This window comes from Rathayibacter sp. VKM Ac-2804 (genome assembly GCF_009866655.1).
Lineage (GTDB): Bacteria > Actinomycetota > Actinomycetes > Actinomycetales > Microbacteriaceae > Rathayibacter.
Genome location: NZ_CP047420.1, coordinates 2,296,545 through 2,322,870, shown reverse-complemented (window position 1 = coordinate 2,322,870; position 26,326 = coordinate 2,296,545). Strand labels below are relative to the sequence as shown.

Sequence of the window (26,326 nt, the reverse complement as noted above, 5' to 3'; positions counted from 1 at the left end):
GCAGGAACCGCCGGAGTCGTTCCCCGATGACAACGTTTCCAGACAAACAGCACGATCCGTGCCACTTTCTGTCGATCGACCGGTCCGTCCGCATACGTTTCCGACCGTTGCTCAGCGCACGTCCCGGTCCGACCGGGTGCCGCCGCCCCACCCGTCCTCACGGAGACAGGGTGCATGCGGCTCGGCCGTCGCTGTCCCGCCCGGAACGCACCGATGCGTGTCTCCGGGGCTCCTCCCCCTGTGCGAGGACCCCGGTCCGTCGCGCGCCTCGGGTCCTCGACCCCAGCGCCGGGCGATCCGTCACCCCGCCCTCCCAACGAAAGACACCGCCATGTCACGAATCCTGCCCGCCGCTCCGTCCGCCCGCCGGGCGCCCGCCGTTCTCCGCACCCTCGCGGTCACCGCCGCCGTGGGGATCGCCGTCACCGGCGCCTCGTTCCAGATCGCCCCGGCCGCCTCCGCCGCTCCGGCCGCCTCCGCGGCGAGCGCCTCGACCTTCGGTCCGGACGGCACGCACTACCCCTCCGACACCCCGGACATCCGCTCCGCGCTCTCCAGCAGCACCACCGTCGTCGACGTCGCCGCGTCGGGCCCCGCGATCCGCGCGGCGCTCGACGCCCTGACGCCCGCCCGGATCGCCGCCGGCGCCGTCGTCCGCGTCGCTCCGGGACGCATCGACGACCTGTCCGCTCTCGACGGCTACACGAACGACGGTCCGCTCAAGGTCCTGATCACCGCGCGCGACGGCTTCCAGTCCGTCACCGGCGGCAGCTGGATGCTGAAGGGCGTCACCGGCATCACGCTGATGCGCTTCGACATCGACTCGATCGACGTCAAGGGCGCGACGCACTCGTCGTTCGCCTGGCTCCGGATCGCGAACAACTGGGTCGGCCTCGCCGCCTCCTCGGGGATCCCCGTGCGCGACGTCGAGCTCCTCGAGATCGTCGAGCCGGAGTCGAAGCTCAAGAGCGGCGACTCCGCGCAGATCAAGGCGTACGCGCCGAACACGGTGAGCGACGTGCTCGTCGAGGGCGACTACATCGCTCCCTCGTACTACGTCGACAAGCCGTACGGCGGTGGCGCGAACCCCGCTCGCCCGCACACGGACAGCCTCCAGATCGAGGGCGCCGGCATCACCGGCCAGGTCACCGTCCGGGACACCGCCGTCTTCAGCTCCAACAACAGCGCCGTCATCGTCGGCGGCGTGAAGAACGTCCTCTTCGACCACGCGCTGATCCTGGGCGGCGACGTCGCCGCTCAGCGCTACCCGTTCCTCCCGGGCGGCGCCGGCTCCCCCGGCGCGATCAACGGCAAGGGCAGCGTCAGCGCGATCCAGGGCAAGGGCGGCGGCAACGTCGACGCCACCGACTCGATCTTCACCGGCTCGCTGCAGCCCACCTGGAACGCCGTCTCCGGCTCCCGGACCACCCTCACCGGCAAGGTCGCCCGGAGCGGCGGCTTCTCCGTCGACACCACCCTCAGCGCACTGACCGCCGCCGGCCTCGACGCGCTGGCCCCGCGGCCGACGACCGCCTATCTCACCGGCGTCTGGGACCGCGTCGCCGTCTCCGGCGGCGCGACTCCCGCGTCGGCGAAGGTCGCCGCCCGGGCGACCGCCCCGGCGCCCACCGCCACCACCACCCCGACGGCGTCCCCTTCTCCGAGGGCGGCCACTCCGGCTCCGGCGACCACCGCGGCTCCGAACCCCGCTGCCGGCAAGCCCACCGTGACGCCCGCCACCACTCCGGCTCCCGCGTCCGCGAAGCCCGCCCAGAAGAAGGCGCCCGCCGTCGACAGCACCGCCCCCGCCGTCACGATCACCTCGCCGCGCTCCGGCTCCGTGCTCGGCGGCTCGACGACCGCCACCGTCACCGCGACGGACGACATCGCCGTGACCCGCGTCACCTTCCTCCTCGGCAGCACCGAGGTCGGCGACGCCGCTCAGAACGCGGACGGCACCTGGTCGCTGACCACCAGCACCGCGGGCGAGCACGGCACGTTCGCGCTGACCGCCCGGGCGATCGATGCCGCGGGCAACAGCACCGTCAGCGCGCCGGTGACGGTCACCCTGCAGTAGCGCCAGCCGTTGCGGACCGGCCACTGACCGGTGGGATCGAGGAGCGTCAGCGGACGGGACGGACGCCAGCCCATCAGCCGAGGGGCGTTCTGAACACGATCGACGACCCGTCGACGCTGGGAGGTCTCGCCGAGCGACGTCACGGCATCCGTCGCGGCGTACAGGACGCCGACGGTCGGGCGGTCCCCCGGAGGAGGCGGGTGCGGGTCGAAGCGCACGACCGGTTGAGACGTTCACCGCGCGGCGGTGGCGTGCGGCGCCCCTCCCGTCACCGCCGCGGCGAGAGCAGCGTCCTCAGCGGCGGCGCGATCGACTCGCGGCGCAGCAGCGCGGTCGCCAGCAGGAGCAGCAGCAGCACGGAGCCGCGGACGAGGCCCTGCCAGTAGAACGAGACGCCCAGCAGCACGAGGCCGTTGTTGATCAGGCCGAAGATCAGCACGCCGATCACCGTGCCGAGCACGTTCGGCCGCCCGTGCGCCGAGAGCGTCGCTCCGATGAAGACCGCGCCGATCGCGTCGAGCACGTAGAGCTGCCCGCTCGCCGGCGAGTAGCCGTAGCTGCGCGAGGCGAGCGCGATGCCGGCCAGGGCGCCGATCAGCGCCGCCACGACGAACGCGGAGGCGAGGGAGATCCCGACGCGGCGGCCGGCGATGCGGGTGGCTCCGGGCTGCTCCCCCGCCGCGGTGAGCACACGGCCCCAGCGGGTGCGGTCGAGCAAGAGCCAGACCGCGACGGCGACGGCGATCGCCAGCAGCACCGGCGTGCCGATGCCGAGCACGGTCGCGTTGCCCCAGGCGGCGAAGGCGTCGGGCGTCTCCTGGCGGCGGAGGTAGATCGGCGCGCCGCCGCCGGTGAGCAGCTGCTGCGCGCTGGTGCCGATGAACCAGACCGAGAGCGTCGCGAGGAAGGCGCGGATGCGCAGCACGATCACCAGCACCGCGTTCACGACGCCGGCGAGCATCCCGAAGCCGAGGCCGATCAGCACGGCGAACCAGGTCACGTAGCCGTCGGCGATCAGCGCGGTCGCCGCCAGCGCCGCGAGGTCGATCGCGATGCCGATGGAGAGGTCGATCCCGCCGGCGCGGACGACGAGGGTCATCGCGCACGCCGCCATCAGCAGCAGCGCGCCGGCGCTCGCGACGTTGAGCAGGTTCGTCGGCGCGAAGTAGCCGGGCACGCTCGTGCCGAAGACGGCGAGGATGAGCACGACCGCGGCGGGCGCGAGGAGCCTGACGGCGAGGGCGCGGCGCGACTCGGACACGGGCAGGGCGACGGCGGTCACGAGCGGACCCCTCTCTCTCGCAGGGCCGCGAGGCCGAGGACGAGCAGGATGAGCAGCCCCTTGATCGCACCGACCCACTGGCTGTCGACGCCGATCAGGGTGAAGCCGTTGCCGAGCGCCGCCACGAAGACGGCGGCGAGCAGCGTGCCGCCGATGGTGACGACGAAGCGGCGCGAGAACACGACCGACAGGTACGCGGTGACGATGATGTCGAGCAGGATCTGGTTGCCGATCCCGGGCACGGCGGCGGCGAGGCGGGCGGCGAGCAGCAGGCCCGCGATCCCGGCGAGGAGCCCGGAGAGCAGGTAGCTGGTGAGGACGTGGCGCCAGACGGAGACGCCCGCGACGCTCGCCGCGGTCGGGTTCTGCCCGACGGCGTAGCTGCGGGTGCCCCACGGGGTCCGCCCGACGGCGAGCGCGGTCAGCACCGTCACGACGGCGAGCACCGCGACCGGCGCCGGGACGCCGAGCACGCTGCCGCCGCGCAGCCAGTCGAACAGCGGATCCGCGACCGGCACCTTGACGTTGTCCGTGGCGAGGAAGACGACGGAGCCGACGATGCCGGAGACGGCGAGCGTGGCCAGCAGCGGGCGCAGGCCGAGCACGACGGCGGTGCCGCTGATCGCGCCGAAGCCGACCGAGACGAGCAGGGCCAGCAGCACGGCGGGCACGGCGCCGAGACCGGCGGTCAGCGCGACGGCCGCGACGACGCCGGAGAGCCCGACGATCGGACCGGAGGCGAGGTCGATGCCGCCGCGGACGACGTCGTCGCCGCCGGTGATCACGACGATCGCGAGGCCGAAGCCGGCGATCGCGGGGACCACGGCCTGGATCAGGATCGTCGCGAGGTTGCCGCCGGTGGCGAAGACCGGCGAGGCGGCGCTGAACACCGCGATCTCGAGGACGACGACGAGGTAGCCGATCAGGGCGAGGGCGCCGATGCCGCGGCGGCGGGCGCGCGGCAGCGCGGGCGCCTCCGTCGTCGCGTCGTCGGTCGGTGCGGTGGTGAGGGTCATCGGGCACTCTCCCGAGCGTCGAAGGCGGGTGCGTCGAGGGCGCCGGAGGCGAGCGCGAGCACGCGGTCGGTGCTCAGCTCGGTGCGGGGCAGCTCGGCGCGCACGGCGCCGCGGTGCAGCACGAGGACGCGGTCGGCGAGGCCGACGAGCTCCTCGAGGTCGAGCGAGACGAGGAGGATGCCGGCGCCCTCGTCGACGAGCCGGTTCACCAGCGCGTAGACGGCGGCGCGGCTGCCGACGTCGACGCCCGCGGTGGGCTGGTCGAGGACGAGCACGCGCGATCCGGCGGCGAGCCACTTGCCGAGGGCGACCTTCTGCTGGTTGCCGCCGGAGAGCGTGCCGACCACGGCCTCCGGATCGGCGGGCCGCACGTCGAGCGCGGCGATCTGCTCGAGCGCCAGGGCCCGGTCGCGCCGGCGGCTGGGCAGCAGGCCGCCGAGGCTGATCCGCCCGAGCGACGCGATCGAGAGGTTCTCCCGGACGGTGTGCGCCAGGAGGACGCCGTCGCGACGGCGGTCGCTCGGCACGTAGCCGCCGCCCGCGGCGACGAAGGCCCGGGCGGAAGCGGTGGCGGTGCCGGCCACGCGCACCCGTCCGCTGCGGCGGGCGAGGCCGACCACGGCGTCCGCGAGCACGTCGACCCCGGAGCCGACGAGGCCCGTGACGCCGACGATCTCGCCGGGCCGGACGACCAGGTCGAGGGCGTCGAGCGCGCCGGGCACGGTCAGCGCCTCGAGCTCGAGCAGCGGCGCGACGTCGGCGGCGACCACCCGGTCGGAGCGGAGGGCGAACTCCTCCACGTCGCGGCCGAGCATCAGCTCGACGATCCGCGCGCCCTGCTCGGCGTCGCCCTCGATCAGATCGAGCGCGCCGACGTCGGCGCCGTTCCGCAGCACGACCACGCGGCTCGCGACGCGCTGCACCTCCTGGAGGTAGTGCGAGATGTAGATCACCGCGACGCCGCGGGCCTGCAGCCGGCGGATCGAGGCGAACAGCGCCGCCACCTCCGCGGCGGCCAGGGGCGCGGTCGGCTCGTCGAGCACCAGGAGGCGCGGCTCGACCAGCAGCGCGCGGGCGATCTGCAGCTGCTGCTGCTCGGCGACGGTGAGGTCGTCGACCAGGGTGTCGCCGCGGACGACGAGTCCGACGAGCTCCGCGAGCACGGCCTCGGCCGAGGTGCCCCGGCGGCGCAGGTTCTCGTGGCCGAGGTAGAGCTGCTCCGCCACGGTCAGGCGGCCGGCGAGGTGGCGGTCCTGGTGCACCACGCGGATTCCGGCCCGCTCGGCGTCGCGCGGGGCGGCGATCGCCACCGGCGCGCCGTCGATGGCGATCGAGCCGCCGTCGGCCGAGTACAGGCCGGTGAGGATCTTGATCAGCGTGGACTTGCCGGCGCCGTTCTCGCCCACCAGAGCGACGACCTCGCCGCGGCCGACGGTGAGCCCGACGTCGCGCAGCACCGGCACTCCGGCGAAGGACTTCGAGATCCCCGCCATCACGAGGGCCGGGGGCTGCACGGTCGCGGGATCAGCCACCGAGACCGAGCTCCGCGGTCTTCTCGGCGATGTTCGCCTTGTCGATGAGCACGGGGGCGAAGTAGGTGGTCGGCGTGACCGAGTCCGCCTCGCCGCCGAGGAAGCGTGCCACGTTGTCGGCCGAGCCGGCGCCGATGGCGAGGTTCTGCTGCGCGACGGTCGCGGTGTAGGAGGAGTCGGGGTCGGCGATCAGGTCGAGCGCGCCCTGGTCGGCGTCCACGCCGTAGATCTTGATCTCGTCGCGGCCCGCCGCGTCGACGGCCTGGGCGGCGCCGATCTGCGGGGTGTCCCAGCAGGACCAGATGGCCGAGATCTCGCCCTTCGGGTAGCGCGAGAGGGCATCGCCGATCTGCTGCTTCGCGTCCTCGATCGTGCCCTCGTACTTGTCCTGCAGCTCGGGCTGGAGGATCGAGATGCCCGGGTAGTCCTCGAGCACCAGCTTGAGTTCGTTGTAGCGGATGCGGCAGGGCGCGACGCCCGGGAAGCCGTTGAAGACCAGGATCTGCCCGGAGCCGCCGATGTCCTCGGCGATGGTGCGGGCGAGGGTCGAGCCGATCTGCCAGTTGTCGCTGGTGACGTTGTTCTCGGAGTACTCGGAGACGTTGTCGATGGTGAAGAGCGGGATGCCCGCGTCGTGCACCTCCTTCAGCGCCGGGGCGAGGGTCGTCGCGTCGCCGAGGATGACGATGATCGCGTCGGGCTTCTGCGAGACGAGGTTCTCGATGTCCGAGACGTGCTTGTCGTCCTTGGCCTCGGCCTGGGTGGCGACGACGGTGCCGCCGAGCGCCTCCACGCGGTCCTGCACCGACTGGTACACGATGCGGGAGAAGTCGTGGACGATGTCCTTCGCCGCGACGCCGACCGTCTTGCCCTCGAGGCTCGGGACGTCGGCGGTCGAGGCCGCGGCGGTGGTCGCCTCGGCGGCGGCGGCGTTCGCGCCGTTCGCGCCGGAGGACTCCTCCTTGAGGGAGCAGCCGGTGAGGACCAGCGTCGCGGCGGCGAGGAGCGCCACCGCGGAGGTGAGGGAGCGGAATCGCATGGGAGGGCCTGCTTCGGGAGGAGAGGGATGCTGTGGGGCGCCGGATCCGCGGAGGAGCGGGTGGTGCTGCTGGACATCGTGGCGGTGGCGCGGCGGCTCGTCACGCCGGCCGGTCATCCACCGCAACGCGGCGTCACACGGCGCAACACGGCGGCCGTTCGTTACGCCGGGTTGCGCGCGCGCCGACACGGTGCCGGCCGTCCCTCCTAGGGTCCGAAGCGCACCAGCCCCGAACCGAACGGAATCACATGGCGTCCCGCATCGTCCTCAACGCCTTCGACATGACCTGTGTCGGCCACCAGGCGCCCGGCCTCTGGCGGCACCCCGACTCGCAGGCCGACCGCTACAACGACCTCGAGTACTGGATCGACCTCGCCAGGACGCTCGAGCGAGGCACCTTCGACGCGCTCTTCCTCGCCGACGTGCTCGGCGTCTACGACGTCTACCGCGGCTCCGTCGGTCCGGCGCTGATCGACTCCGCGCAGGTCCCCGTGAACGACCCGCTGCTGCAGATCCCCGCGATGGCCGCGGCCACGAAGCACCTCGGCTTCGGCGTCACGATCTCGCCCACCTATGAGCAGCCGTACGCGCTCGCGCGCCGGCTCTCCACGCTCGACCACCTCACCAAGGGCCGCATCGGCTGGAACGTCGTCACCTCCTACCTCGACAGTGCCGCGCAGAACCTCGGGCTCGAGCGGCAGATCCCGCACGACGAGCGCTACGACATCGCCGAGGAGTTCCTCGACGTCAGCTACAAGCTCTGGGAGGGCTCCTGGGAGGAGGGTGCGGTGCTGCGCGACCGCGAGCGCGGCGTCTTCACCGACCCGCGCAAGGTGCACCCGATCGGCCACTCCGGCACCCACTACCGCGTGCCGGGCATCCACCTCTCCGAGCCGTCGCCGCAGCGCACGCCGGTGATCTTCCAGGCCGGAGCCTCGCCGCGCGGCATCGACTTCTCGGCGAAGCACGGCGAGGCCGTCTTCATCAACGCGATCCGCCCCGAGCTCACCCGGCGGACCACCGACGCCATCCGCGACGCCGCGGAGAAGCACGGCCGCGCGCGCACCGATCCGAAGATCCTGATCCTCGCGACCGTCATCGTCGCCGAGACGGACGCCGAGGCGCAGGCCAAGTACGCCGACTTCAAGACGTACTCGTCCCGCGAGGGGGCGCTCGCGTTCTACGGCGGCTGGGCGGGGCTCGATCTCTCGGAGTTCCCGGCGGACGTGCCGCTCGACTACGTCGACACCGACGCGGTGCGCAGCGCGCTCTCGATCTTCACGAAGGCCGACCCCGACCGCGCCTGGACCCCCGACGACGTCGCGGAGTACCTCGGCATCGGCGGCATCGGCCCGGTGATCGTCGGCTCGCCGAGCACCGTCGCGGACGAGCTCGAGCGCTGGGTGGACGTCGCCGGGATCGACGGCTTCAACCTCGCCTACGTGGTGACCCCCGGCACCTTCGAGGACTTCGTCGACCTCGCGGTTCCCGAGCTGCGGAGGCGCGGCCGGGTCTGGGAGGAGTACGAGGGCTCGACCCTCCGCGAGTACCTCCAGGGCCCAGGCAGCGCCCGCGTGAAGGACTCGCACCCCGCCGCCGCCTACCGCGGCGCCTGGACCGGCTCGCCCAGCGCTGCCGACGGGCTGCCCGACAGCGTCCTCTCCGTCCTGCCCGCCCTCGACCCGGAGCCCGTCCGATGACCCAGACAGCCCCCGCCCCGACCAGCCCCGAGACCCGCCAGGAGCGTGCGCGCTCGCACTGGGACCGCGTCGCCACCCCCGCCGAGCACGAGTACTGGGACGCCGTCGCCTCCGGCGTCGCCGAGACCCTCGCGGTGGACGTCCTCGAGCGCGACCGCGGCAACCTCGACCCGACCACGGAGCTCAAGCCGCTGCGGTCCTCGGGCCTCGTGAACCTGCTCGACCCGGCCGAGTTCGGCGGCGGCGGAGCGGTCTGGAGCACGGCGTTCCGGGTGATCCGGATCCTCGCCGCCGCCGACGCCTCGCTCGCGCAGATCCTGCTCTACCACTACGTCAACTCCGCCAACATCGCGTTCTCGGCCCCGGAGTCGGAGCGCGAGCGGTTCTACCGCGCGACGATCGAGGGCCGGTGGCTCTGGGGCGACTCGGTCAATCCGGTCGACCCCGACCTCGAGCTGACGCCGCGCGACGACGGCTTCGAGCTGAACGGGCTCAAGCGCTTCTCGACCGGTGTCTCCTCGGGCGACGCGGTCCTGGTCAACGCGGTGATCGCGTCCGGCGACCGCTCCGGCGAGACGCTGACCTTCGTGCTTCCGCGCGACCGCGAGGGCATCGAGCCGCTCGGCGACTGGGACTACCTCGGCCAGCGGCAGAGCGCCTCCGGCTCGGTCCGCTTCACCGGCGTGCGGGTGGACGCGTCCGAGATCCTCGGCGCGCTCGTCGACGAGCCGTTCGCGACCCTGATCACGCCGTCGATCCAGCTCGGCTTCGGCAACCTCTACCTCGGCATCGCGCAGGGCGCGCTGGCGAAGGGGCGGGGGCTGACCCTCGGCCGGAAGAACTCCTGGTTCCTCTCCGGCGTCGAGACCTACGCGCAGGATCCGTTCGTGCGCCGGCTCTACGGCGAGCTGGTCGCGCACACGGCGGCCGCGGAGGCGCTGGCCGACCGCGTCGGCGCGCTGCACGACGCCGAGGTCGCCCGCGGCGCGGCGGTGACGGCCGAGTCGCGCGCCGCGCAGGCGATCGAGATCGCGAAGGTGAAGATCGTCACGGACGCGCTCGCGCTCGACGTGACGACCCGCATCTACGAGGCGACCGGCTCCTCGTCCGCAAAGAGCTCGATCGGGCTCGACCTCTACTGGCGCAACGTCCGCACCCACTCGCTGCACGACCCCGTCGACTACAAGAAGCTCGAGGTCGGCGCGAACTACCTGACCGGCGACGTCCAGCCGCTCTCCCTGTACACGTGAGCGGCACCGGGCACATGAGCGGCACCGGGCACGTGAGCAGCACCGGACAGTCGGGTCTCGCGGAGGCGCGCGCCGCGTTCCGCCCGGTCTTCGAGGAGATCGCGGCGGGCGCCGTCCAGCGCGAGCTCGACCGCGAGCTGCCCTTCGAGCCGATCCAGCGGCTGCGCGCGGCCCGCTTCGGCGGTCTGCGGGTGCCGCTCGAGCACGGCGGCCGCGGGCTCTCGCTGCGGGAGACCGCGTCCCTGCTGATCGAGCTGGCGACGGCGGACTCGAACGTCGCGCAGGCGCTGCGCGGCCACTTCGCCTTCGTCGAGGACCAGCTGTCCTTCCCGCCGTCGCCGGCGCGCGACGGCTGGCTGCGCCGGCTCGCCGCGGGCGAGCTGGTCGGGAACGCCTGGAGCGAGATCGGCACGGCCGCGGTCGGCGTCACGCAGACCACGCTCACCCGACGGGGCGAGGACCTGGTCGTGAACGGGACGAAGTACTACTCCACCGGCACGATCTTCGCCGACTGGACCGACGTCGTCGTGCGCCGCGAGGACGGGACGGACACCGCCGTGGTGGTCCGCGTCGACCAGCGCGGCGTCGTGGCGACCGACGACTGGTCGGGCTTCGGCCAGCGGCTCTCGGGCAGTGGGACCACCGTCTTCAGCGACGCGCTCGTCGAGCCCGAGCACGTCTTCGCCTCCGTCCTGCGGGCACCGCACCAGACGCCGTTCTTCCAGCTCGAGCTGCTCGCGGTGCTGGCGGGGATCGCCGCCGCGGTCGAGCGGGACGCGATCGCCGCCGTCCGCACCCGCTCGCGGGTCTACAGCCACGGCCTGGCCGATCACGGGCGGGACGACGCGCAGATCCAGGAGGTGGTCGGCGCGATCTCGGCGATCGCCTTCGGCGCCCGGGCCGCGGTGCTCGTCGCGGCGGAGGCGGTGGGCGAGGCTGCGGAGGATCCGGCGCGGGTGCCGGCCGCCGGCGCCGAGGTCTACCGGGCCCAGGTGCTGCTCACCGAGTCGGTGCCGCGCGCCGCGACCCTGCTCTTCGACGCGCTGGGCTCCTCCGGGGTCGCCGCCACTGCCGCCCTCGACCGGCACTGGCGCAACGCCCGCACCGTCGGCGCACACAATCCGGTGATCTACAAGCAGCGGATCGTCGGCGAGTGGGCGCTGAACGGCACGCCGCCGCCCCTCGCCTGGTCGATCGGCGTCGGGCGGCCGCCGGGCTGAGCCGGCGCCGGGGAGCGGGACCGGCGGCTCAGCGCCCCGCCTGCACCGCGTGCAGCGTCGCGTAGCGCCCGCCCGCCGCCAGCAGCTCCTCGTGGCTGCCGGTCTCGACGATCCGGCCGCGCTCGAGCACGACGATCGTGTCGGCCGAGCGGATCGTCGAGAGCCGGTGCGCGACGACCAGAGTGGTGCGGCCGCGCATCAGGCGCAGCAGCGCCTCCTTGACGGCCGCCTCCGACTCCGGGTCGAGCGCGCTGGTCGCCTCGTCGAGCAGCAGCACCCGCGGGTCGCGGACCAGGGCGCGGGCGATGGCGATCCGCTGGCGCTGACCGCCGGAGAGGCGGGCACCGCGCTCCCCGACGACCGAGTCGAGGCCGTCCGGCAGCTCGCGGACGAACTCCAGCGCGTTCGCGTCGCGGAGGGCGGCGACGATCCGCTCCTCGCCGACGCCGGTCAGTCCGTACGCCACGTTGTCGCGGATCGAGCCCTCGAAGAGCACCGAGTCCTGCGGCACGACCGAGACGGAGCGGCGCCAGGTGCGCAGGTCGAGCGTCTCGGCGTCGACGCCGTCCAGGAGGATGCGGCCGCCGGTCGGACGGAGGAACCCCAGCACCAGGTTGAGCATCGTCGACTTGCCGGAGCCGGAGGAGCCGACGAAGGCGACCGTCCGGCCCGGCTCGATGTCCAGGTCGATGCGCTGGACGCCGACGCTGCTCGCGACGTCGGCGCTGCTCTCGGTACCGGCGCCGTCCGCGCCGTAGCGGTAGGTGACGTCCTCGAGGCGGATCCGGCCGCGCACCTCGGCCGCCTGCGCCTTGCCCTCGTTCTGCTCGAGGTCCGGGTCCTCGAGCAGCTCGCCGATGGAGCGGATCGACTCGGTGCCGCGGGCGATCACGGGCAGCAGCATCAGCAGGTTGGTCATCGCCCCGGTCAGCAGCGCGAAGTAGGAGCTGAGCAGGACGACCTGCCCGGGCGTGATCGGCAGCCAGCCGCTGATCGAGACCCAGGCGGCGAGCACGAGGCAGGCGATGCCGAGCAGCTGGAGGCTCACCCAGGAGAGCGAGGCGAAGCGGCCGTTCAGCAGATCCAGGCTGTAGCCGGCGGAGCGGACGCCCTCGGCGCCCGCGGCGACCCGGGCGACCGCGGTCTGCTCGAGGCCGTGCGCGCGGGTGATCGGGATCAGCGTGGCCATCTCGCCGACCCCCGCCGAGAAGTGCTCGACCTCGCGCCGGAACTGCTCGTTGCTCTGCCGGGAGCGGCGGCCGAGGAAGGCGCGCAGCAGCACCGCGAGCGGGATCGCGCAGGCGTAGACGGGGAGGAAGGCGGGCACCTCGATGGCGGTCATGACGATCGCGCCGATCGCCACCATCGTCGCGGAGAGCAGCGGATGGCCGACCTGCTGGTACATCACCTCGATGTTCTCGACGTCGCGGACGACCTTGGTCTGCACGACCGAGGAGCTCGCGCGGGAGTGGAAGCCGATCGAGAGGTTCTGCAGCCGGGCGGCGAGGGCGTTGCGCAGGTCGGTCCCGGTCTGGCGCACGGCGCTCATGTAGAGCCGGGTGTACATCACGTGGTTGGGGTAGTTCTGCAGCAGCGCGACCAGGGCGATGCCGGCCCACAGCCAGAGTGTCGACTCCGGACCGCCGGCGACGACGACGTCGACGATCGCGCCGGTGACGACCGGGAGCAGCCAGAGCGGCGTGTCCTTGACCGTGAAGAACAGCACGGCCACGACCACCCGCGGGCGGTAGCGGCCGAGCAGCCGGAGGGCGGAGCGCCCGGGGTGGCGGCGGTCGAGCAGCAGCGGGGCCTGCGAGGCGCGGGCTTCTCTCACGAGACGGTCGACTCCGATCCGGGCGCCCCAGCGCGGCCGGGAGCGGCCGCTCCGGCGGGGACGTGACCTCGACGCTACCCGGGGCCGCGTCCTTCCGGCAAGCGTTTTCCTGGCTAGGGTGCATCGGACCGACCCGCGCCGGGAGAGCCGGCGCATCCGACCCGGAGGACCCGATGATCGAGCCGATGCCCCTGCGCGAGGACGCCTTCGCCGTGCCCTACTGCGACCCCGTCTTCGACGGCCCGACCGACCCGGTGCTGGTCGCGGACACCCTCCGGGGCGAGTGGCGCCTGTTCTACACCCAGCGGCGCGCGACGCTGGATCTCCCCGGGGTCGAGTGGGTGCACGGCAGTGCCGTCGGAGTCGCGGTGTCGCGAGACGGCGGGGTCACCTGGGAGTACCGCGGCACCGCGGCCGGTCTCGACGCCGGGCTGACCGCGCAGCCGTCGACGCTGTGGGCGCCGGACGTCGTCCGACTCGGCGATCGCTGGTGCATGTTCCTCACCCGGATCGACGGGGCGCCGGGCGACTGGAGCGGGCGGGCGACGATCGCGCAGTTCGAGAGCGACGACCTCGAGAGCTGGCGCCTCCTCGGCGAGATCGACCTCGGCTCGGAGCGCGTGATCGACGCCGCCGTCGCGCGCACCGGCGATGGGCGGTACCGGCTGTGGGCCAAGGACGAGCGGCGCGATTCGAGCACCGTGGTCGCCGTCAGCGACGACCCCGGCGATCCCGCGTCCTGGCGGATCGAGGGCGTCGCCGTCGGCGGGCGCCCGCACGAGGGGCCGAAGGTCCTCCCGCTCGCCGGGCGGTACTGGCTGATCACGGACGAGTGGCGCGGGCTGGCCGTGCACCACTCCCCCGACGGCGTCGGCGACTGGCGCCGGCAGAGCGAGCGGTCGGGTCTGATCCTGACGGCGCCCGAGCGGCTCGACGGTGCGCCGATCGTCGCCCGGCACGCCGACGTGGTGCCCCTGGGCGGGGACCGCGCCCTGATCGTCTACTTCACCCACCCGGGCTGGGACGGCAGCGAGCTCGCCTCGATGCCGCCGTCCGTGGAGCGGCGCCGCTCGCACGTGCGCGCCGCCGTGCTGACCGTCGTCGACGGCGTGCTGGTCTGCTCCGACACCCCGTCGGGCCCGTCGGCTTGACGTGCGCAAGTCGCCGCCGTATTTTGGGGCAAACGCTTTCCCGAAACGTTTCATTTCACTTCGGGGTTCGAAACGATGATGTTCTCGAAAGGACGACGATGTTCCGCTCACACAGCAAGCGCTACTCGGCGGTGGCCGCCGTGGCCGTGGCCGCCCTCGCGCTGACCGGCTGCTCCGGTGGAGGCTCCGGGGCTTCCGCCACCCTGGACCCCGACGAGGAGATCACCCTCGACTACACGTTCTGGGGCAACGACGACCGTGCCGCCCGCTACGACCAGGCCATCGCGCTGTTCGAAGAGGAGCACCCGAACATCACCATCAACTCGACCTTCACCGACTACCCCGGCTACTGGGAGAAGCGCCAGACCGAGGCGGCCGGCGGCGGACTCCCCGACGTGATGCAGTTCGACTACACCTACCTCCGCCAGTACGGCGACAACGGCCTGCTCGGCGACCTGTCCGAGTACTTCGGCGGCGTGGTCGACGAGAGCACCATCTCCCCCGAGCTGCTCGCCACCGGCGAGCTCGACGGCGCGACCTACGCGATCCCCACCGGCTACAGCGCCTGGGCGGTCTTCCAGAACCAGGACCTCCTCGCCGCGAACGGCGTCGAGCCCTACGCGGGCGGCGGCAGCTGGGAGGACTACGCGGCGTACGTCGCCGACGTCACCGCCAAGACCGGCGGCGCCGTCTACGGGGGCACCGACTACACCGGCCGCATCCAGAACTTCGAGCTGCAGCTGCGCGCGGACGGCAAGGAGCTGTTCACGGAGGACGGCGAGCTCGGCTTCACCGAGGACGACCTCGCCGCGTTCTGGGAGCAGGGCGACGAGATGCGCACGAGCACCGGCGTGCCGGCCGCGCGCCTCCAGGAGCTGCTGCCCAAGTCGGGCTTCGGCGCCGGCATCGCGACCAGCGAGATGAGCTGGAGCAACTTCCTCGGCGGCTACATCGGCGACAGCGGCGCGTCCGAGATCGTGATGACCGCCCCGCCGACCTCGGACGAGGGCAGCAAGGACCTCTACCAGAAGGTCGGTCTGATGCAGGCGATCTCGTCCGCCACCGAGCACCCCGAGGCCGCCGCGACGTTCCTCGACTTCCTGATCAACAGCCCCGAGGTCGGCGAGATCTTCGGCGCCACGCTGGGCATCCCCGCGTCCTCCGAGCAGCTCGCCGGCGCGAACCTCGAAGGGCCGGACAAGCAGGTCGCCGACTACCTCGACTCCGTCGAGGACCGTCTCGGCGAGGCCCCGGCCGCTCCGGTCGCCGGCTACGGCGCCATCGAGGCGAACTTCCTCGACCTGGGCACGAGCCTCGGTCTCGGCGCGGTCACCGTCGACGAGGCCGTCCAGCAGTTCTTCGACGAGACCGACGTCACGCTCCAGAACTGACCGGTACGCACCGATCCGCCCCCCTACTGATCCCCTTCATCCAGGCCAGGAAAGGCATCACATGACGACGACGTCGACCCCGAGCGGCACCGCCGCCGACGGTCGCGTCACGCCGATCGCCGACCGGACGAGCACCCCTCGTCCGGTCGGCCCTCCGGCGCGGCGGCGACTCCAGCGGGACACCCTGGCCGGCTACGCGTTCCTCTCGCCGTGGCTGATCGGCTTCGTCGGGCTCACGCTCGGCCCGATGCTGATGTCCCTCTACTTCGCCTTCACCGACTACAACCTCTTCCGGGCACCGGAGTGGATCGGCACAGCGAACTTCGAGCGCCTCTTCGCCGACCCGAGGTTCCTCCAGTCGGTGCAGCTCACGCTCGCCTACGTGTTCGTCGGGACGCCGGTCAAGCTGGCCGCCGCCCTCGTCGTGGCGATGCTGCTCAACTACAGCGCGAAGGGCACCGGCTTCTTCCGCTCGGCCTTCTACGCGCCGTCGCTGATCGGCGCGAGCGTCAGCATCGCCATCGTCTGGCGGGCGATGTTCTCGACCGACGGACCGGTCGACTCCGGACTGCAGATCTTCGGCATCCAGATCGGCGGCTGGGTCGGGGTCCCCGCCCTGATCCTGCCGATGATGATCATCCTGGCCGTCTGGCAGTTCGGCGCCCCGATGGTGATCTTCCTGGCCGGCCTCAAGCAGGTCCCGGCCGAGCTCTACGAGGCCGCGATGGTCGACGGAGCGGGTCCGTGGCGGAAGTTCCGCAGCGTCACGCTGCCGATGCTCTCGCCGGTGATCTTCTTCAACCTGCTGCTCGAGATGATCAACGCCTTCCAGGTCTTCGCCTCGGCGTACATCATCGGCAACGGCACCGGCGGTCCGGCCGGCGCGACGAACTTCTACACCGTGTACCTCTACACGCGCGCGTTCACGAACAACCAGATGGGCTACGCCTCGGCGATGGCCTGGGTCCTCCTCCTCTTCGTCGGCGTCCTCGCCTTCGTCCTCTTCAAGACCCAGAAGAGCTGGGTGCACTACTCGGGAGACACACGATGACGACCTTCGACACCACTCTCCCCTCGGCCGACACGCAGGCGCTGACCGAGCCGGCACCCCGTCGGCGCCCGCGCCGCAAGCGCCCGAAGACCGCGACTCTGGTCTGGATCGCGGCGATGATCGTCCTCACCGCGATCGTGCTCTACCCGCTGGTCTGGATGGGCGCCGCCGCGTTCAAGCCGAACAGCGAGTTCGGCGGGCAGACCTCGCTCCTGCCGCAGAACCCGACGCTCGACAACTTCGTGAAGGTGCTCGCCGGCGTCGGCGGAGTCCCGCTCTGGCGCTTCTTCCTCAACTCGACGATCCTCGCGGTCGGCTCGGTCATCGGAGTGGTGATCTCGTCGTCGATGGCGGCCTACGCCTTCGCCCGGCTCGACTTCCGAGGCCGTCCGCTCTACTTCGCGCTGATGATCGGCACGCTGCTGCTGCCGATGCACGTCCTGCTCATCCCGCAGTACACGATCTTCCGCACCCTCGGGATGATGGACACCTACTGGCCGCTGCTGATCGGCAAGTTCCTCGCGACGGAAGCGTTCTTCGTCTTCCTGATGGTGCAGTTCATCCGCAACCTGCCCCGCGAGCTCGACGAGGCCGCGCGGATCGACGGCGCCGGCCACCTGCGCATCTTCGGCTCGATCACGATCCCGCTGATCCGCCCGGCGCTGATCACCTCGTCGATCTTCGCCTTCATCTGGAGCTGGAACGACTTCCTCGGTCCGCTGCTCTACCTGAACACGCCCGACCAGCAGCCGCTGCCGCTCGCGCTGCGCGTCTACAACGACCAGACCTCGGCGTCCGACTACGGAGCGACCATCGCCGTCTCGGTGCTCGCGCTGCTGCCGGTGCTGATCTTCTTCATCATCTTCCAGCGCTTCCTGGTCGACGGCGTCGCCACCCAGGGCCTCAAGGGATGAGCCGCGCGTCACGAGCGCAGCGCGAGGCGCGCGCCGCCGCCGCCGACGGCACGGCGCTGCGCTGGCCGGGGGCGGCGAACCGGTTCGCGCTGTTCGCCGAGGTCCTCTTCACGGGGCTCCTCGTCACGCTGCTCGCGCTGCCGCTCGTGACGCTGCCGCTCGCCCTCGCGGTCGGTGCCCGGCACCTGCGCCGCTTCGTCCTCGACGAGCCGTCGCCGCTGCGGACGGCACTGGCGGAGGCCCGCACCGGCGTCCTGCGCTCGCTGCCGGTCGGTCTCGCGCTGCTGGCGCTCTCCGCGGTGCTCGGCCTCGATCTGCTGGTCGCCTCGACCGGCGCGCTGCCCGGGGCGACCGCGGTCGCGGTGGTCTGCGCGGCGCTGCTCGCGGGTGCGCTGGTCGTCGTGCTGACGGCGTCCGCGCTCTGGTTCCCGGAGTCGCGCTGGCTCCCTCTGCTGCGCGAGGCGGCGGTCCTCGCGGTCCGCGACCTGCGCGGCTCCGGTGCGCTGCTGGTGGCGCTGGTGCTCGCCGGTGTGGTCACCTGGCAGCTGGTGCCGCTCGTCGTGCCGGCGCTCGGCTGCACGGTGTTCGCCGCGCTGGCCGTGCGGCTGTCGCGGACGGCGCCCGCGGCGCGCTGAGCGCGACCCCTCACGACGATCGTCTCCGCGATGATCACCACCACGACTCGATGACGACGACCACGGAAGGCGCACGGCACGGATGATCCACTACGGAGGCGACTACAACCCGGAGCAGTGGGACGAGAGCGTCTGGCCGGAGGACGCGCGGCGGATGCGCGAGGCCGGCGTCACGACGGTCAGCCTCGGCATCTTCGCCTGGGCGCGGATCCAGCCCGACGAGGAGACCTTCGACTTCGGCTGGCTCGACCGCGTGCTCGATCTGCTGCACGAGCACGGCATCTCGGTCGATCTGGCGACCGCGACCGCCTCGCCGCCGCCGTGGGCCACGGCCGCCTACCCCGGCATCCTGCCGCAGGACGAGAACGGCGCCACCTACTGGCCGGGCAGCCGCCAGGCCTACCGCCCCACCTCTCCGGACTACCGGCGCCTCGCGGCCCGGCTCGTCACCGCGATCGCCGAGCGCTACCACGACCACCCCGCGGTGGTGCTCTGGCACGTCAACAACGAGTACGCCTGCCACCTGCACCACGACTACTCCGACGACGCGGCCGCCGCGTTCCGGGTCTGGCTCGAGCGGAAGTACGGCGACATCGACGCGCTGAACCGGCGCTGGGGCACCTTCTTCTGGTCGCAGCGCTACGCGTCGTTCGCCGAGATCGTGCCGCCGCGGAAGGCTCCGTACAGCCACAACCCGGCCGGGCTGCTCGACTTCCGCCGCTTCACCTCGGACGCGCTGCTCGAGCTCTACACGATGGAGCGCGACATCCTCCGGGCCTCGGGTGCGACGCAGCCGATCACGACCAACTTCATGGGCGCCTTCCCGCCGCTCGACTACTGGAAGTGGGCGGCCGAGGTCGACGTCGTCAGCGACGACAACTACGTCGATCCCGCCGATCCGGAGTCGTTCCGCACCGCCGCGTTCACCCGCGATCTGATGCGCTCGCTCAAGCCGGGTGTGCCGTGGCTGCTGATGGAGCAGGCGACCGGCGCGGTCAGCTGGCGGCCCTCGAACGCCGTCAAGGCGCCCGGGCAGATGGCGGCGCTGTCGATGCAGGCGGTCGGGCGCGGGGCCGACGGCGTGCTCTTCTTCCAGTGGCGGCAGTCGCGCCGGGGCAGCGAGAAGTTCCACTCGGCGATGCTGCCGCAGGCGGGCGTCGGGACGCGCACCTGGCGCGAGGTCGTCGAGCTCGGCCGGGTGCTCGGCGAGGTGCCGGAGCTCTCGGCGGCCGGCGGCGGACCGACCGGCTCCGGCGCCCGGATCGCACTCGTGCTGGACTGGGAGAACTGGTGGGCGATCGGCAACCCCGACCACCCGGTGGTGCTCGACCTGCTCGAGCTCGTGCAGCGCTGGTACTCGGCGCTGCACCGGCAGAACCTCGCCGTCGACCTCGTGCTGCCGACCGCGGATCTGGCCGCCTACGACCTCGTCGTGCTCGCGCACTCCTACCTGCTCACCGATGCGGCGGCGCAGAACCTCACCGCGTTCGTCGAGCGGGGCGGGCGGCTGCTGGTCACCGCGTTCAGCGACGTGGTCGACGAGGACGACGCCTTCCGCGAGGGCGGCTTCCAGGTCGGGCTGCGCGAGGTGCTCGGCGTCACGGTCCTCGAGTTCGCCGGGATCGGGGCGGCCGGCGCGGAGGTCGCCGGTGCTCCCTTCGGCGTCCTGCGCGGCGAGCTGCTGGCGGAGGAGCTCGGGGTGCTCGTCGACCCGTCGGACGAGCGGCCGGTCGAGGTCCTCGGCCGCTACTCCTCCGGACCCGCGGTGGGCACCCCGGCACTGACCGCGCGGCGCATCGGCACGGGCACCGCCTACTACCTCGCGACTCTCCCGGACGACGCGGGCATGCTCGCGCTGACCGCCTGGCTCGCGCAGGAGTCCGGCATCGCCCCCGTGCTGCGCACCGGGAGCCCCTGGGTCGAGGCGGCCCGCCGCGGAGACGTCCTCACGGTGATCAACCACGGCCAGGACCCCGTCGACGTCGCCGTCTCCGGCACCGACCTCGTCACCGGCCACCCCGTCGACACCGTGCACCTCGAGCAGTACGCCTGGGCCCTCGTCCGCGCCTGAGGCCCCTCCCCTCCCGCGAGATGCCAGGTGTGCACGCTTCTACCGGCGTGTCGCGCTCACAAGTGGCATCTCGCGGGGAGCGGAGTGGGCGGCAGCGATGTCGGCGGCGACCGCGTGCAGGGACGAGCGGACGAGACGAGCGGCGGGGTCGAGCTCGCCCGACCAGGCGACGCGGAGGGTGCGACCCGTCCAGCGCGGGCCGTCGACCGGGACGGCGACCACTCCCCGCGGCAGTCCGGCGATGGCGAGCGCCGGGACGGTGGTGACCCCGAGCCCCGCGGCGACGTAGCCGAGGCGGCTGCTCCAGCCGTCGATCTCGGCGACCACCCGCGGCTGCGCGAGGGCCGGCCATGCGCCGAACTGCGGCTCGCCGCGCGCGCCCCGGCCGACCACCCAGTCGGCGTCCGCGAGATCGTCGGCGGAGAGTGCGCGGGCGTGCGCCCACGGGTGCCGCTCGCTCACGGCGACGTGCAGGGACGCCGCCGGCAGCGCCTCCGTGTCGATGCCGTCGAGGTCGTACCCGTCCGGCTCGGAGCCGACGGCGACGATCGCGACGTCCAGGCGCCCGGCGCGCAGCCGCCGCAGCTGCACGGGCGTCGAGGACTCGAGCAGGGAGACGTCGATCGCGGGATGCGCCCGGGTCACCCGGGCGATCGTCTCGGGCGCGAGGTGCATGGCGGCGGTCGGGAAGGCGCCGAGGCGCACGCGGCCGAGCAGCGGGCGGCCGAGGTCGGCGACCTCCCGGGCGGCGGCGTCGAGGTGGTCGAGGATCGCCGCGGCGTGCCGCGCGACGCCGACGGCGGCCGGGGTGGGGACGACGCCGCGCGGACCGCGCTGGAAGAGCGGCGCGCCGACCGCCTCCTCGAGCGCGGCGATCTGCTTCGAGACGGCCGACTGGGTGAAGCCGGTCTGCTCGGAGGCACCGGTGAAGGACCCGGTGCGCAGCACGGCGACCAGGGTGCGGAGCAGCTGCGGGTGCACGTCGAGGGTCATCGCCCCAGTATGCGCGCGCCATTCCTTGACGGAATGCTCGGCGTGCCGATCAGTCGCTACCGGAAGGATCGCGGCACGGGGAGAGTGGTGGCATGACGACTTCCCGAACCTGGTTCCTGACCGGCACGTCGAGCGGCTTCGGCCGGCTCTGGGCCGAGGCGGCGCTCGAGCGCGGCGACCGCGTCGCGGCCACGGCCCGCGACCCCCGCAGCCTCGACGACCTCGCCGAGCGCTTCCCCGACCGCCTGCTCCCGCTCGCGCTGGACGTGACCGACCGCGACGGCGTGCTCGCCGCGGTCGACCGCGCCCAGGAGCACTTCGGCTCGATCGACATCGTGGTGAACAACGCCGGCTACGGGCACTTCGGCATGGTCGAGGAGCTGACCGAGCGCGAGATCCGCGAGCAGATGGAGACGAACTTCTTCGGCGCACTCTGGGTGACCCAGGCCGTGCTGCCGGCGCTGCGCCGCTCCCGGGGCCGGCTGCTGCAGGTGACGAGCGAGGGCGGCGTGCGCGCCTTCCCCGGCATCGGCGCCTACCACGCCTCGAAGTGGGCGCTCGAAGGGCTGAGCGAGTCGCTGCGCCAGGAGGTGGCGGGCTTCGGCGTCCTGATCACCTGCGTCGAGCCCGGTCCCTACGCCACCGACTGGCTCGCACGCGGCTCGCGCCGGAGCGCCGAGCTGCCCGAGTACGCGGCAGTGCACGCGGACGGGCCGGACTTCTCAGTGGGCGACCCTTCGGCGACGAGTGCCGCGATCCTGCAGCTCGTCGACGCGGAGGACCCGCCGGCGCGGCTCATCCTGGGGACGGTCCTGCCCGCGATCGAGGAGCTCTACGCCGAGCGCCTGCGCACCTGGCGCGAGTGGGACGACGTCTCGGTGCGGGCGTTCGGCTCGGCGCAGTGACCGGCGGACGGGAGGCTCTGACCGGTCCTGTCCCGGGCTGGAGCGGCGTGGCGGTGCGCGAGGTCGTCGATCCGCACGACCACGAGGTGACCGCGCCGGCGACCGACGCGCTGCAGTTGATCCTGGTGACCGCCGGCTCCTACCTGATCGAGAGCGCCCGACCGCACGGCCGCTGGGCGCACGGGCACGCGGCGCCGGGACGCTCGGCCGCGACGGCGCCGGGGCGCGAGATCCGTGCGGCATGGCGCAGCACGAGCTCCGAGACGTTCCGCTCGCTGCACGTCACCGTCGCCGCGCCGCTGGTCGCCGGGGTGCTGGAGGGCGTCCCCGGAGCGTCCGCCGAAAGGCTCGACTTCCTCGCGGTCGGCGACGACTTCGTCCGCTCCGCGATGCTCGAGCTCGCCCGCGCCGCGCGGGCCGGAGCGCCGTCCCTGCTCGCCGACGCGGTGGGCACGGCGCTGGTCGCGCACCTGCTCTCCCTGCCGGAGCCCACGCCGGGCACCGCCGCGCTCTCCCGCGCGCAGCTCGCCCTGGTGACCGACCACCTCGCGGCCCGGCTCGCCGACCCGGTGACCCTCGACGAGCTCGCCGCGCTCGTGCACCTCAGCCCGTTCCACTTCCTCCGCCGCTTCTCCGCCTCGACCGGCTCGACGCCGATGCGGTACCTCACCGCCCTGCGGATGGAGCACGGCCGAGACCTGCTGCGCCGCTCCGACACCCCCGTGGCGGTGGTCGCCGCGGCCTGCGGGTACGCCACGCCCGCCGCCTTCGCCGCCGCCTACCGCCGCCACCACGGCGCCAGCCCCCGCGAGCACCGGCCGCCCCGCTGACGCGGCCGGCGCTCTGCCGGCGAGACGTCCCGCCGCCGTCGAGGCGTCCTGCTCCGAGTGGACGCCTCGACCGCACCGGGACGCCTCGCCGTTCGGACGGAGGGTGACTCGGAGTCAGGCGCCTCGCCGCCGCGCGCGACCGCGCAGCGCCAGGACGGCGGCGGCGCTGAGCATCGCGCAGCCCGCCGCGGCGACGGTCGCGGCGACGACGGTCTCCGTCCACGGGGTCGTGTCGAAGGACTGGTAGCCGGTGATCGCGGGCGCGACGACGAAGGTCGCGATCAGCAGTCCCGGGAGGGTGCTGCCGAGCAGGCAGGCGTACGCCAGCGCCGCCGACACCGACCTTCGGTAGGCCTTCGCGGCGAGGGCACCGAGGCCGACGACGGGCACCAGCCCGAGCATCATCTGCAGGAAGGGGAGCTGCAGCGGAGTGGGGGCGCCGATCAGCCCCGACAGCACTCCGTGCAGCCCGTTCAGCCCGAGGACGCCGGCGACCACGAGCGCCGTCAGGCGGAGGAGCGCGCCCCCGCCGATCGCCCGCGCCGACACCGGCAGGGCTATCGCGATCAGCAGTAGACCCGCGCCGTGCATCTGCGCCGCCGTGCCGAGGGGCTCCCACGGATCCGCGGGGATCGTGTAGTCGAAGAGATGGTCCTCGACCGACCGGTCCGTCCGCCTCCAGCCCTCGCTCGCGGCGACCCAGCGCTGCAGCGAGGCCTGCAGCTGCAGCAGCGCCGCCCCGAGCAGGAGCGCGGCGGCGAGCAGCGCCCCGCGCGGCGATCCCTGTCCGCTCCGCACGTCCTGCGCGGGGGTCCTCACCGTCTCTCGCTCCGCCATGGACGGCACGCTAGCGCTGCCCGGCCAACGGCGGGAGAACGAGCGGTGCACGGCCGGGGAGGCGCCGGCCTCGTCCCCGCCCTGCACCGGCGCGGATCCCGCGCACCGAGGAGCGGTGACCGCCGAGCTCGGGCTCGCAGAACCTGCTCCGGCTCGTCGGAGCACGCAGGTTCCGCGAGCCGTGGCGGTTCCGACGAGCCGGACGTCCGCGGGCCGGTCAGCGCCCGTCGGCCGCGGCCAGCAGCTCGCGGACGGTGCGCGGCTCCCGCCCCAGCAGAGTCGCGAGCGTCGGGTCCGTCCCCGCGAAGAAGCCGGCCGCCGCCGCCTGATGCATCCCGAGCAGGAAGCGGGCCTGCGGCTCCGGCTGCCCGGCGGCGACGCGGCGCGCGAGCCACTCGTCGTCGCCGAGGATCCGGAACTCGATCGGGCGCCCCGCGACGTCCGCGGCGAGCTGCGCGACCTCCGCGAAGGTCGGCGCCGCGAGGGCGGTGAGGGTGACCGGTCCGTCGTGCGCCTCGTCCGCGAGCAGGAGGAGAGCGGCTGCCTCCGCGGCGTCCTCCCGCGCCGTCCACGAGACGGGGCCGTCGGACGGCACCTCGATGACGCCGGTCGAGCGCCAGTCGCCGAGGAAGAACGCGAGGCTGTGGGCGTAGAAGCCGTTCCGCAGCGAGGTCCAGGCGAGCCCCGACTCCGCCAGCAGCTGCTCGGTCGCGGCGTGATCGCGGCCCGGGCCGAACGGGGTGCCCGGCGCGGCGCCTTGGTGGCTCGTGTAGAGGATCCGCCCGACTCCGGCCTGGACGGCGGCCTCGACGGCGGCGCGGTGCAGGGCCGGCGCATCGGCCCCCGGGTCGTTCGAGGAGACGAGCAGCAGCTGGTCGGCGCCCGCGAACGCGCCGGGCAGGGACGCGGGATCGGCGTAATCGCCGCGCCGCACCACGACGCCCCGTTCCGCGAAACGGGTGGCCTTCGCGGTGTCCCGCGCGACGACGACGATCTCGGCGGCGGGCAGGGAGTCGAGGAGGTGGTCGACGGTGGCGCCGTTCAGGGCTCCGGTGGCGCCGGTGACGATGATCATGGAGGGCCTTTCGAGAGGGGTTCACCGGGGTATCGGTGATACTGCTCGAACGATAACCCTGGAATACCAGCGATAGCAAGAGTGCGATATCGTCGATCCATGACCGCGCCCCCCACGGACACCCGAGCCCGCATCGTCGACGCGGCGGCCCGCCTCCTGCGCGAGGACGGCCCGTCCGCCGTCACCACCCGCGGCGTCGCCGAGGCGGCCGGACTGCAGGCCCCCGCGATCTACCGCCTCTTCGGCGACAAGGACGGCCTGCTCGAGGCGGTCGCCGAGCACGTGCTGAGCAGCTGGGTCGCCGAGAAGGCGGTTGTCGTCGAGGAGGCCGCAGCCGGCGACGTCGACCCGATCGAGGATCTCCGCGCCGGCTGGGCAGCGCAGATCGAGTTCGGAGTCGCGAACCCCTCGCTGTTCCGGCTGCTCAGCGACCCGGCCCGCGCGGCGGTCTCGCCGGCGGCGCGGTCGGGCAAGAAGGTCCTCGCCTCCCGCGTCCGCCGCGTCGCCGCCGCCGGTCGGCTCCGTGTGCCCGAGGAGCGCGCCGTCGGGCTGATCCAGGCCGCGGGGACCGGCGTCGTGACGACCCTGCTCTCCTCCCCCGCTGCCGAGCGGGACGCCGGTCTCGCCGACGCCGCGTTCGAGGGGGTGCTCGCCCGGATCCTCACCGGCCACCCGGAGGCCGCGGAGGACGCGCCGCTTGCCGCCGTGGTCGCCGTCCGCGCCCTCGCGCCGCAGCTCGCCGACCTGCGCCCCGCGGAGCGGGAACTGCTGCGCGACTGGCTCGACCGCGTGCTCGCCGGCGGCGTGCGGCGGCAGCCGGCGGAGGACTGACAGGATCTCGGCGTGCCCTCCTTCCCGGCCCGATTCGGCCGTCTGCTGCCGGCGGCCGTGCTGCTCGCCCTGTCCACGGCCGGCTGCAGCAGTGCCGTCCCGATGGAGGCCGCCCCGACCGCGTCCGCCGTCGGTTGCGCGGAGATCGTGTCGCGGCTCCCCTCCGACGTCGTCGGGCTCGCCGAGCGGGAGACCGACGCCCAGGGCACGGGGGCGTGGGGCGAGCCCGCCCAGGTCCTCCTGCGCTGCGGAGTCCCGGACCCGGGCCCCTCCGCCCAGTGCATCACCGAGCGCGACGTCGACTGGACGATCGACGACAGCGACGCGGCCGTCGTCGTCGCGACGAGCGACGGCCGGGACCCCGTGGTCGAGGTCGTGCTCGATGCAGGCCTGACCGGCGGCCGCGAGATCCTCGCGGCCCTCGCCCCGGCGGTCTCCTCGGTGCCGGCGACCCGGAGGTGCTCGTGAGCAGCGCCCGGCCCGGAGGCACGGGAGGCGGCCCGCCCGGAGCCCGTGGGCGCGAGCACGCCGTCCGAGCCGTCCTGGGCGCGATGGAGGCGCTCGTGCCGCTCGCCGTCGGGGCGCCGGTCGAGAGCGCGAACGGGACGGCGCCGACGCCGCTTCCCTGGTCCTGCTCTCGGCGGTCCTGAGTCTCCGGTGCGGCTGCCCGGGTGGAGGCGCCGCCGGCGAGT

22 protein-coding genes are annotated in these 26,326 nt (G+C 73.3%); 14 read left to right on the top strand and 8 right to left on the bottom strand.

The window, feature by feature from the left end; all coding sequences use genetic code 11:
• Positions 1-331: 331 nt before the first annotated feature.
• Positions 332-2,077 carry an Ig-like domain-containing protein gene (locus GTU73_RS10955; RefSeq protein WP_160089403.1) on the top strand — a complete coding sequence of 582 codons (1,746 nt, stop codon included), beginning with the start codon at positions 332-334 and terminating at the stop codon, positions 2,075-2,077.
• 268 nt (positions 2,078-2,345) lie between these two features.
• Here GTU73_RS10955 and GTU73_RS10945 read toward each other — a convergent pair whose 3' ends face one another.
• Genes GTU73_RS10945 through GTU73_RS10930 form a run of 4 tightly spaced genes read right to left on the bottom strand, consistent with a single transcriptional unit; the run spans position 2,346 to position 6,946 of the window.
• Entirely contained in the window at positions 2,346-3,359 is a 1,014-nt protein-coding gene (locus tag GTU73_RS10945) for an ABC transporter permease (RefSeq protein ID WP_160089399.1), read from the bottom strand.
• Positions 3,356-4,375, bottom strand: a complete 1,020-nt coding sequence (locus GTU73_RS10940; protein WP_160089397.1) for an ABC transporter permease — start codon at positions 4,373-4,375, stop codon at positions 3,356-3,358. Before GTU73_RS10940 ends, GTU73_RS10945 begins: the two co-directional genes overlap by 4 nt.
• On the bottom strand, positions 4,372-5,907 hold the full coding sequence (locus tag GTU73_RS10935) for a sugar ABC transporter ATP-binding protein (protein WP_160089395.1): 1,536 nt from the start codon (positions 5,905-5,907) through the stop codon (positions 4,372-4,374). The genes GTU73_RS10940 and GTU73_RS10935 overlap by 4 nt, the downstream gene beginning before the upstream one ends.
• Positions 5,900-6,946: a sugar ABC transporter substrate-binding protein gene (locus GTU73_RS10930; RefSeq protein WP_160089393.1), complete on the bottom strand. Its 1,047-nt coding sequence runs from the start codon at positions 6,944-6,946 to the stop codon at positions 5,900-5,902. Before GTU73_RS10930 ends, GTU73_RS10935 begins: the two co-directional genes overlap by 8 nt.
• Positions 6,947-7,194: 248 nt before the next feature.
• On the opposite strand from GTU73_RS10930, the gene GTU73_RS10925 reads away from it, so the two are divergent.
• The 3 genes from GTU73_RS10925 to GTU73_RS10915 are packed head-to-tail and all read left to right on the top strand — an operon-like array spanning position 7,195 to position 11,116.
• Complete coding sequence (locus GTU73_RS10925) at positions 7,195-8,646, top strand: LLM class flavin-dependent oxidoreductase (protein WP_160089391.1); 1,452 nt, start codon at positions 7,195-7,197, stop codon at positions 8,644-8,646.
• Positions 8,643-9,896: an acyl-CoA dehydrogenase family protein gene (locus tag GTU73_RS10920; RefSeq protein ID WP_160089389.1), complete on the top strand. Its 1,254-nt coding sequence runs from the start codon at positions 8,643-8,645 to the stop codon at positions 9,894-9,896. The genes GTU73_RS10925 and GTU73_RS10920 overlap by 4 nt, the downstream gene beginning before the upstream one ends.
• Complete coding sequence (locus GTU73_RS10915) at positions 9,893-11,116, top strand: acyl-CoA dehydrogenase family protein (protein ID WP_244231607.1); 1,224 nt, start codon at positions 9,893-9,895, stop codon at positions 11,114-11,116. The genes GTU73_RS10920 and GTU73_RS10915 overlap by 4 nt, the downstream gene beginning before the upstream one ends.
• Before the next feature lie 28 nt (positions 11,117-11,144).
• Here the strand turns inward: GTU73_RS10915 and GTU73_RS10910 are convergent, their stop codons facing one another.
• Positions 11,145-12,950, bottom strand: coding sequence for an ABC transporter ATP-binding protein (locus GTU73_RS10910; RefSeq protein WP_244231606.1), 1,806 nt, complete (start codon positions 12,948-12,950; stop codon positions 11,145-11,147).
• Positions 12,951-13,135: 185 nt separating this feature from the next.
• Here GTU73_RS10910 and GTU73_RS10905 point away from each other — a divergent pair, with 185 nt between their 5' ends.
• The 6 genes from GTU73_RS10905 (at position 13,136) to GTU73_RS10880 (ending at position 20,163) form a co-directional block, all read left to right on the top strand.
• Complete coding sequence (locus GTU73_RS10905) at positions 13,136-14,101, top strand: family 43 glycosylhydrolase (RefSeq protein ID WP_244231605.1); 966 nt, start codon at positions 13,136-13,138, stop codon at positions 14,099-14,101.
• Positions 14,102-14,199: 98 nt separating this feature from the next.
• On the top strand, positions 14,200-15,492 hold the full coding sequence (locus GTU73_RS10900) for an extracellular solute-binding protein (RefSeq protein WP_160089383.1): 1,293 nt from the start codon (positions 14,200-14,202) through the stop codon (positions 15,490-15,492).
• A 61-nt stretch (positions 15,493-15,553) separates the two neighbouring features.
• Positions 15,554-16,543 (top strand): sugar ABC transporter permease, encoded by a 990-nt coding sequence (locus GTU73_RS10895; protein ID WP_160089381.1) that lies wholly within the window; start codon positions 15,554-15,556, stop codon positions 16,541-16,543.
• Positions 16,540-17,457 (top strand): carbohydrate ABC transporter permease, encoded by a 918-nt coding sequence (locus GTU73_RS10890; protein ID WP_160089379.1) that lies wholly within the window; start codon positions 16,540-16,542, stop codon positions 17,455-17,457. The genes GTU73_RS10895 and GTU73_RS10890 overlap by 4 nt, the downstream gene beginning before the upstream one ends.
• Positions 17,454-18,092, top strand: a complete 639-nt coding sequence (locus GTU73_RS10885; protein ID WP_160089377.1) for a hypothetical protein — start codon at positions 17,454-17,456, stop codon at positions 18,090-18,092. Before GTU73_RS10890 ends, GTU73_RS10885 begins: the two co-directional genes overlap by 4 nt.
• A gap of 82 nt (positions 18,093-18,174) precedes the next feature.
• Positions 18,175-20,163 (top strand): beta-galactosidase, encoded by a 1,989-nt coding sequence (locus GTU73_RS10880; protein WP_160089375.1) that lies wholly within the window; start codon positions 18,175-18,177, stop codon positions 20,161-20,163.
• Positions 20,164-20,202: 39 nt separating this feature from the next.
• Here GTU73_RS10880 and GTU73_RS10875 read toward each other — a convergent pair whose 3' ends face one another.
• Entirely contained in the window at positions 20,203-21,156 is a 954-nt protein-coding gene (locus GTU73_RS10875) for a LysR family transcriptional regulator (RefSeq protein ID WP_160089373.1), read from the bottom strand.
• A gap of 92 nt (positions 21,157-21,248) precedes the next feature.
• Between GTU73_RS10875 and GTU73_RS10870 the strand changes: the two genes are divergently transcribed.
• Both GTU73_RS10870 and GTU73_RS19505 read left to right on the top strand, forming a co-directional pair.
• Positions 21,249-22,061, top strand: a complete 813-nt coding sequence (locus tag GTU73_RS10870; protein ID WP_160089371.1) for an SDR family NAD(P)-dependent oxidoreductase — start codon at positions 21,249-21,251, stop codon at positions 22,059-22,061.
• Positions 22,058-22,891, top strand: coding sequence for an AraC family transcriptional regulator (locus GTU73_RS19505; RefSeq protein WP_160089369.1), 834 nt, complete (start codon positions 22,058-22,060; stop codon positions 22,889-22,891). The genes GTU73_RS10870 and GTU73_RS19505 overlap by 4 nt, the downstream gene beginning before the upstream one ends.
• A 114-nt stretch (positions 22,892-23,005) precedes the next feature.
• On the opposite strand, the gene GTU73_RS10860 is transcribed toward GTU73_RS19505, so the two are convergent.
• Positions 23,006-23,728 (bottom strand): hypothetical protein, encoded by a 723-nt coding sequence (locus tag GTU73_RS10860; RefSeq protein ID WP_160089367.1) that lies wholly within the window; start codon positions 23,726-23,728, stop codon positions 23,006-23,008.
• A 217-nt stretch (positions 23,729-23,945) separates the two neighbouring features.
• Entirely contained in the window at positions 23,946-24,803 is an 858-nt protein-coding gene (locus GTU73_RS10855; protein WP_160089365.1) for an NAD(P)H-binding protein, read from the bottom strand.
• 99 nt (positions 24,804-24,902) lie between these two features.
• On the opposite strand from GTU73_RS10855, the gene GTU73_RS10850 reads away from it, so the two are divergent.
• Positions 24,903-25,634, top strand: a complete 732-nt coding sequence (locus GTU73_RS10850) for a TetR/AcrR family transcriptional regulator (protein ID WP_160089363.1) — start codon at positions 24,903-24,905, stop codon at positions 25,632-25,634.
• Positions 25,635-25,646: 12 nt separating this feature from the next.
• Positions 25,647-26,102, top strand: a complete 456-nt coding sequence (locus GTU73_RS10845; protein WP_208543658.1) for a DUF3515 family protein — start codon at positions 25,647-25,649, stop codon at positions 26,100-26,102.
• Positions 26,103-26,326: the final 224 nt, after the last annotated feature.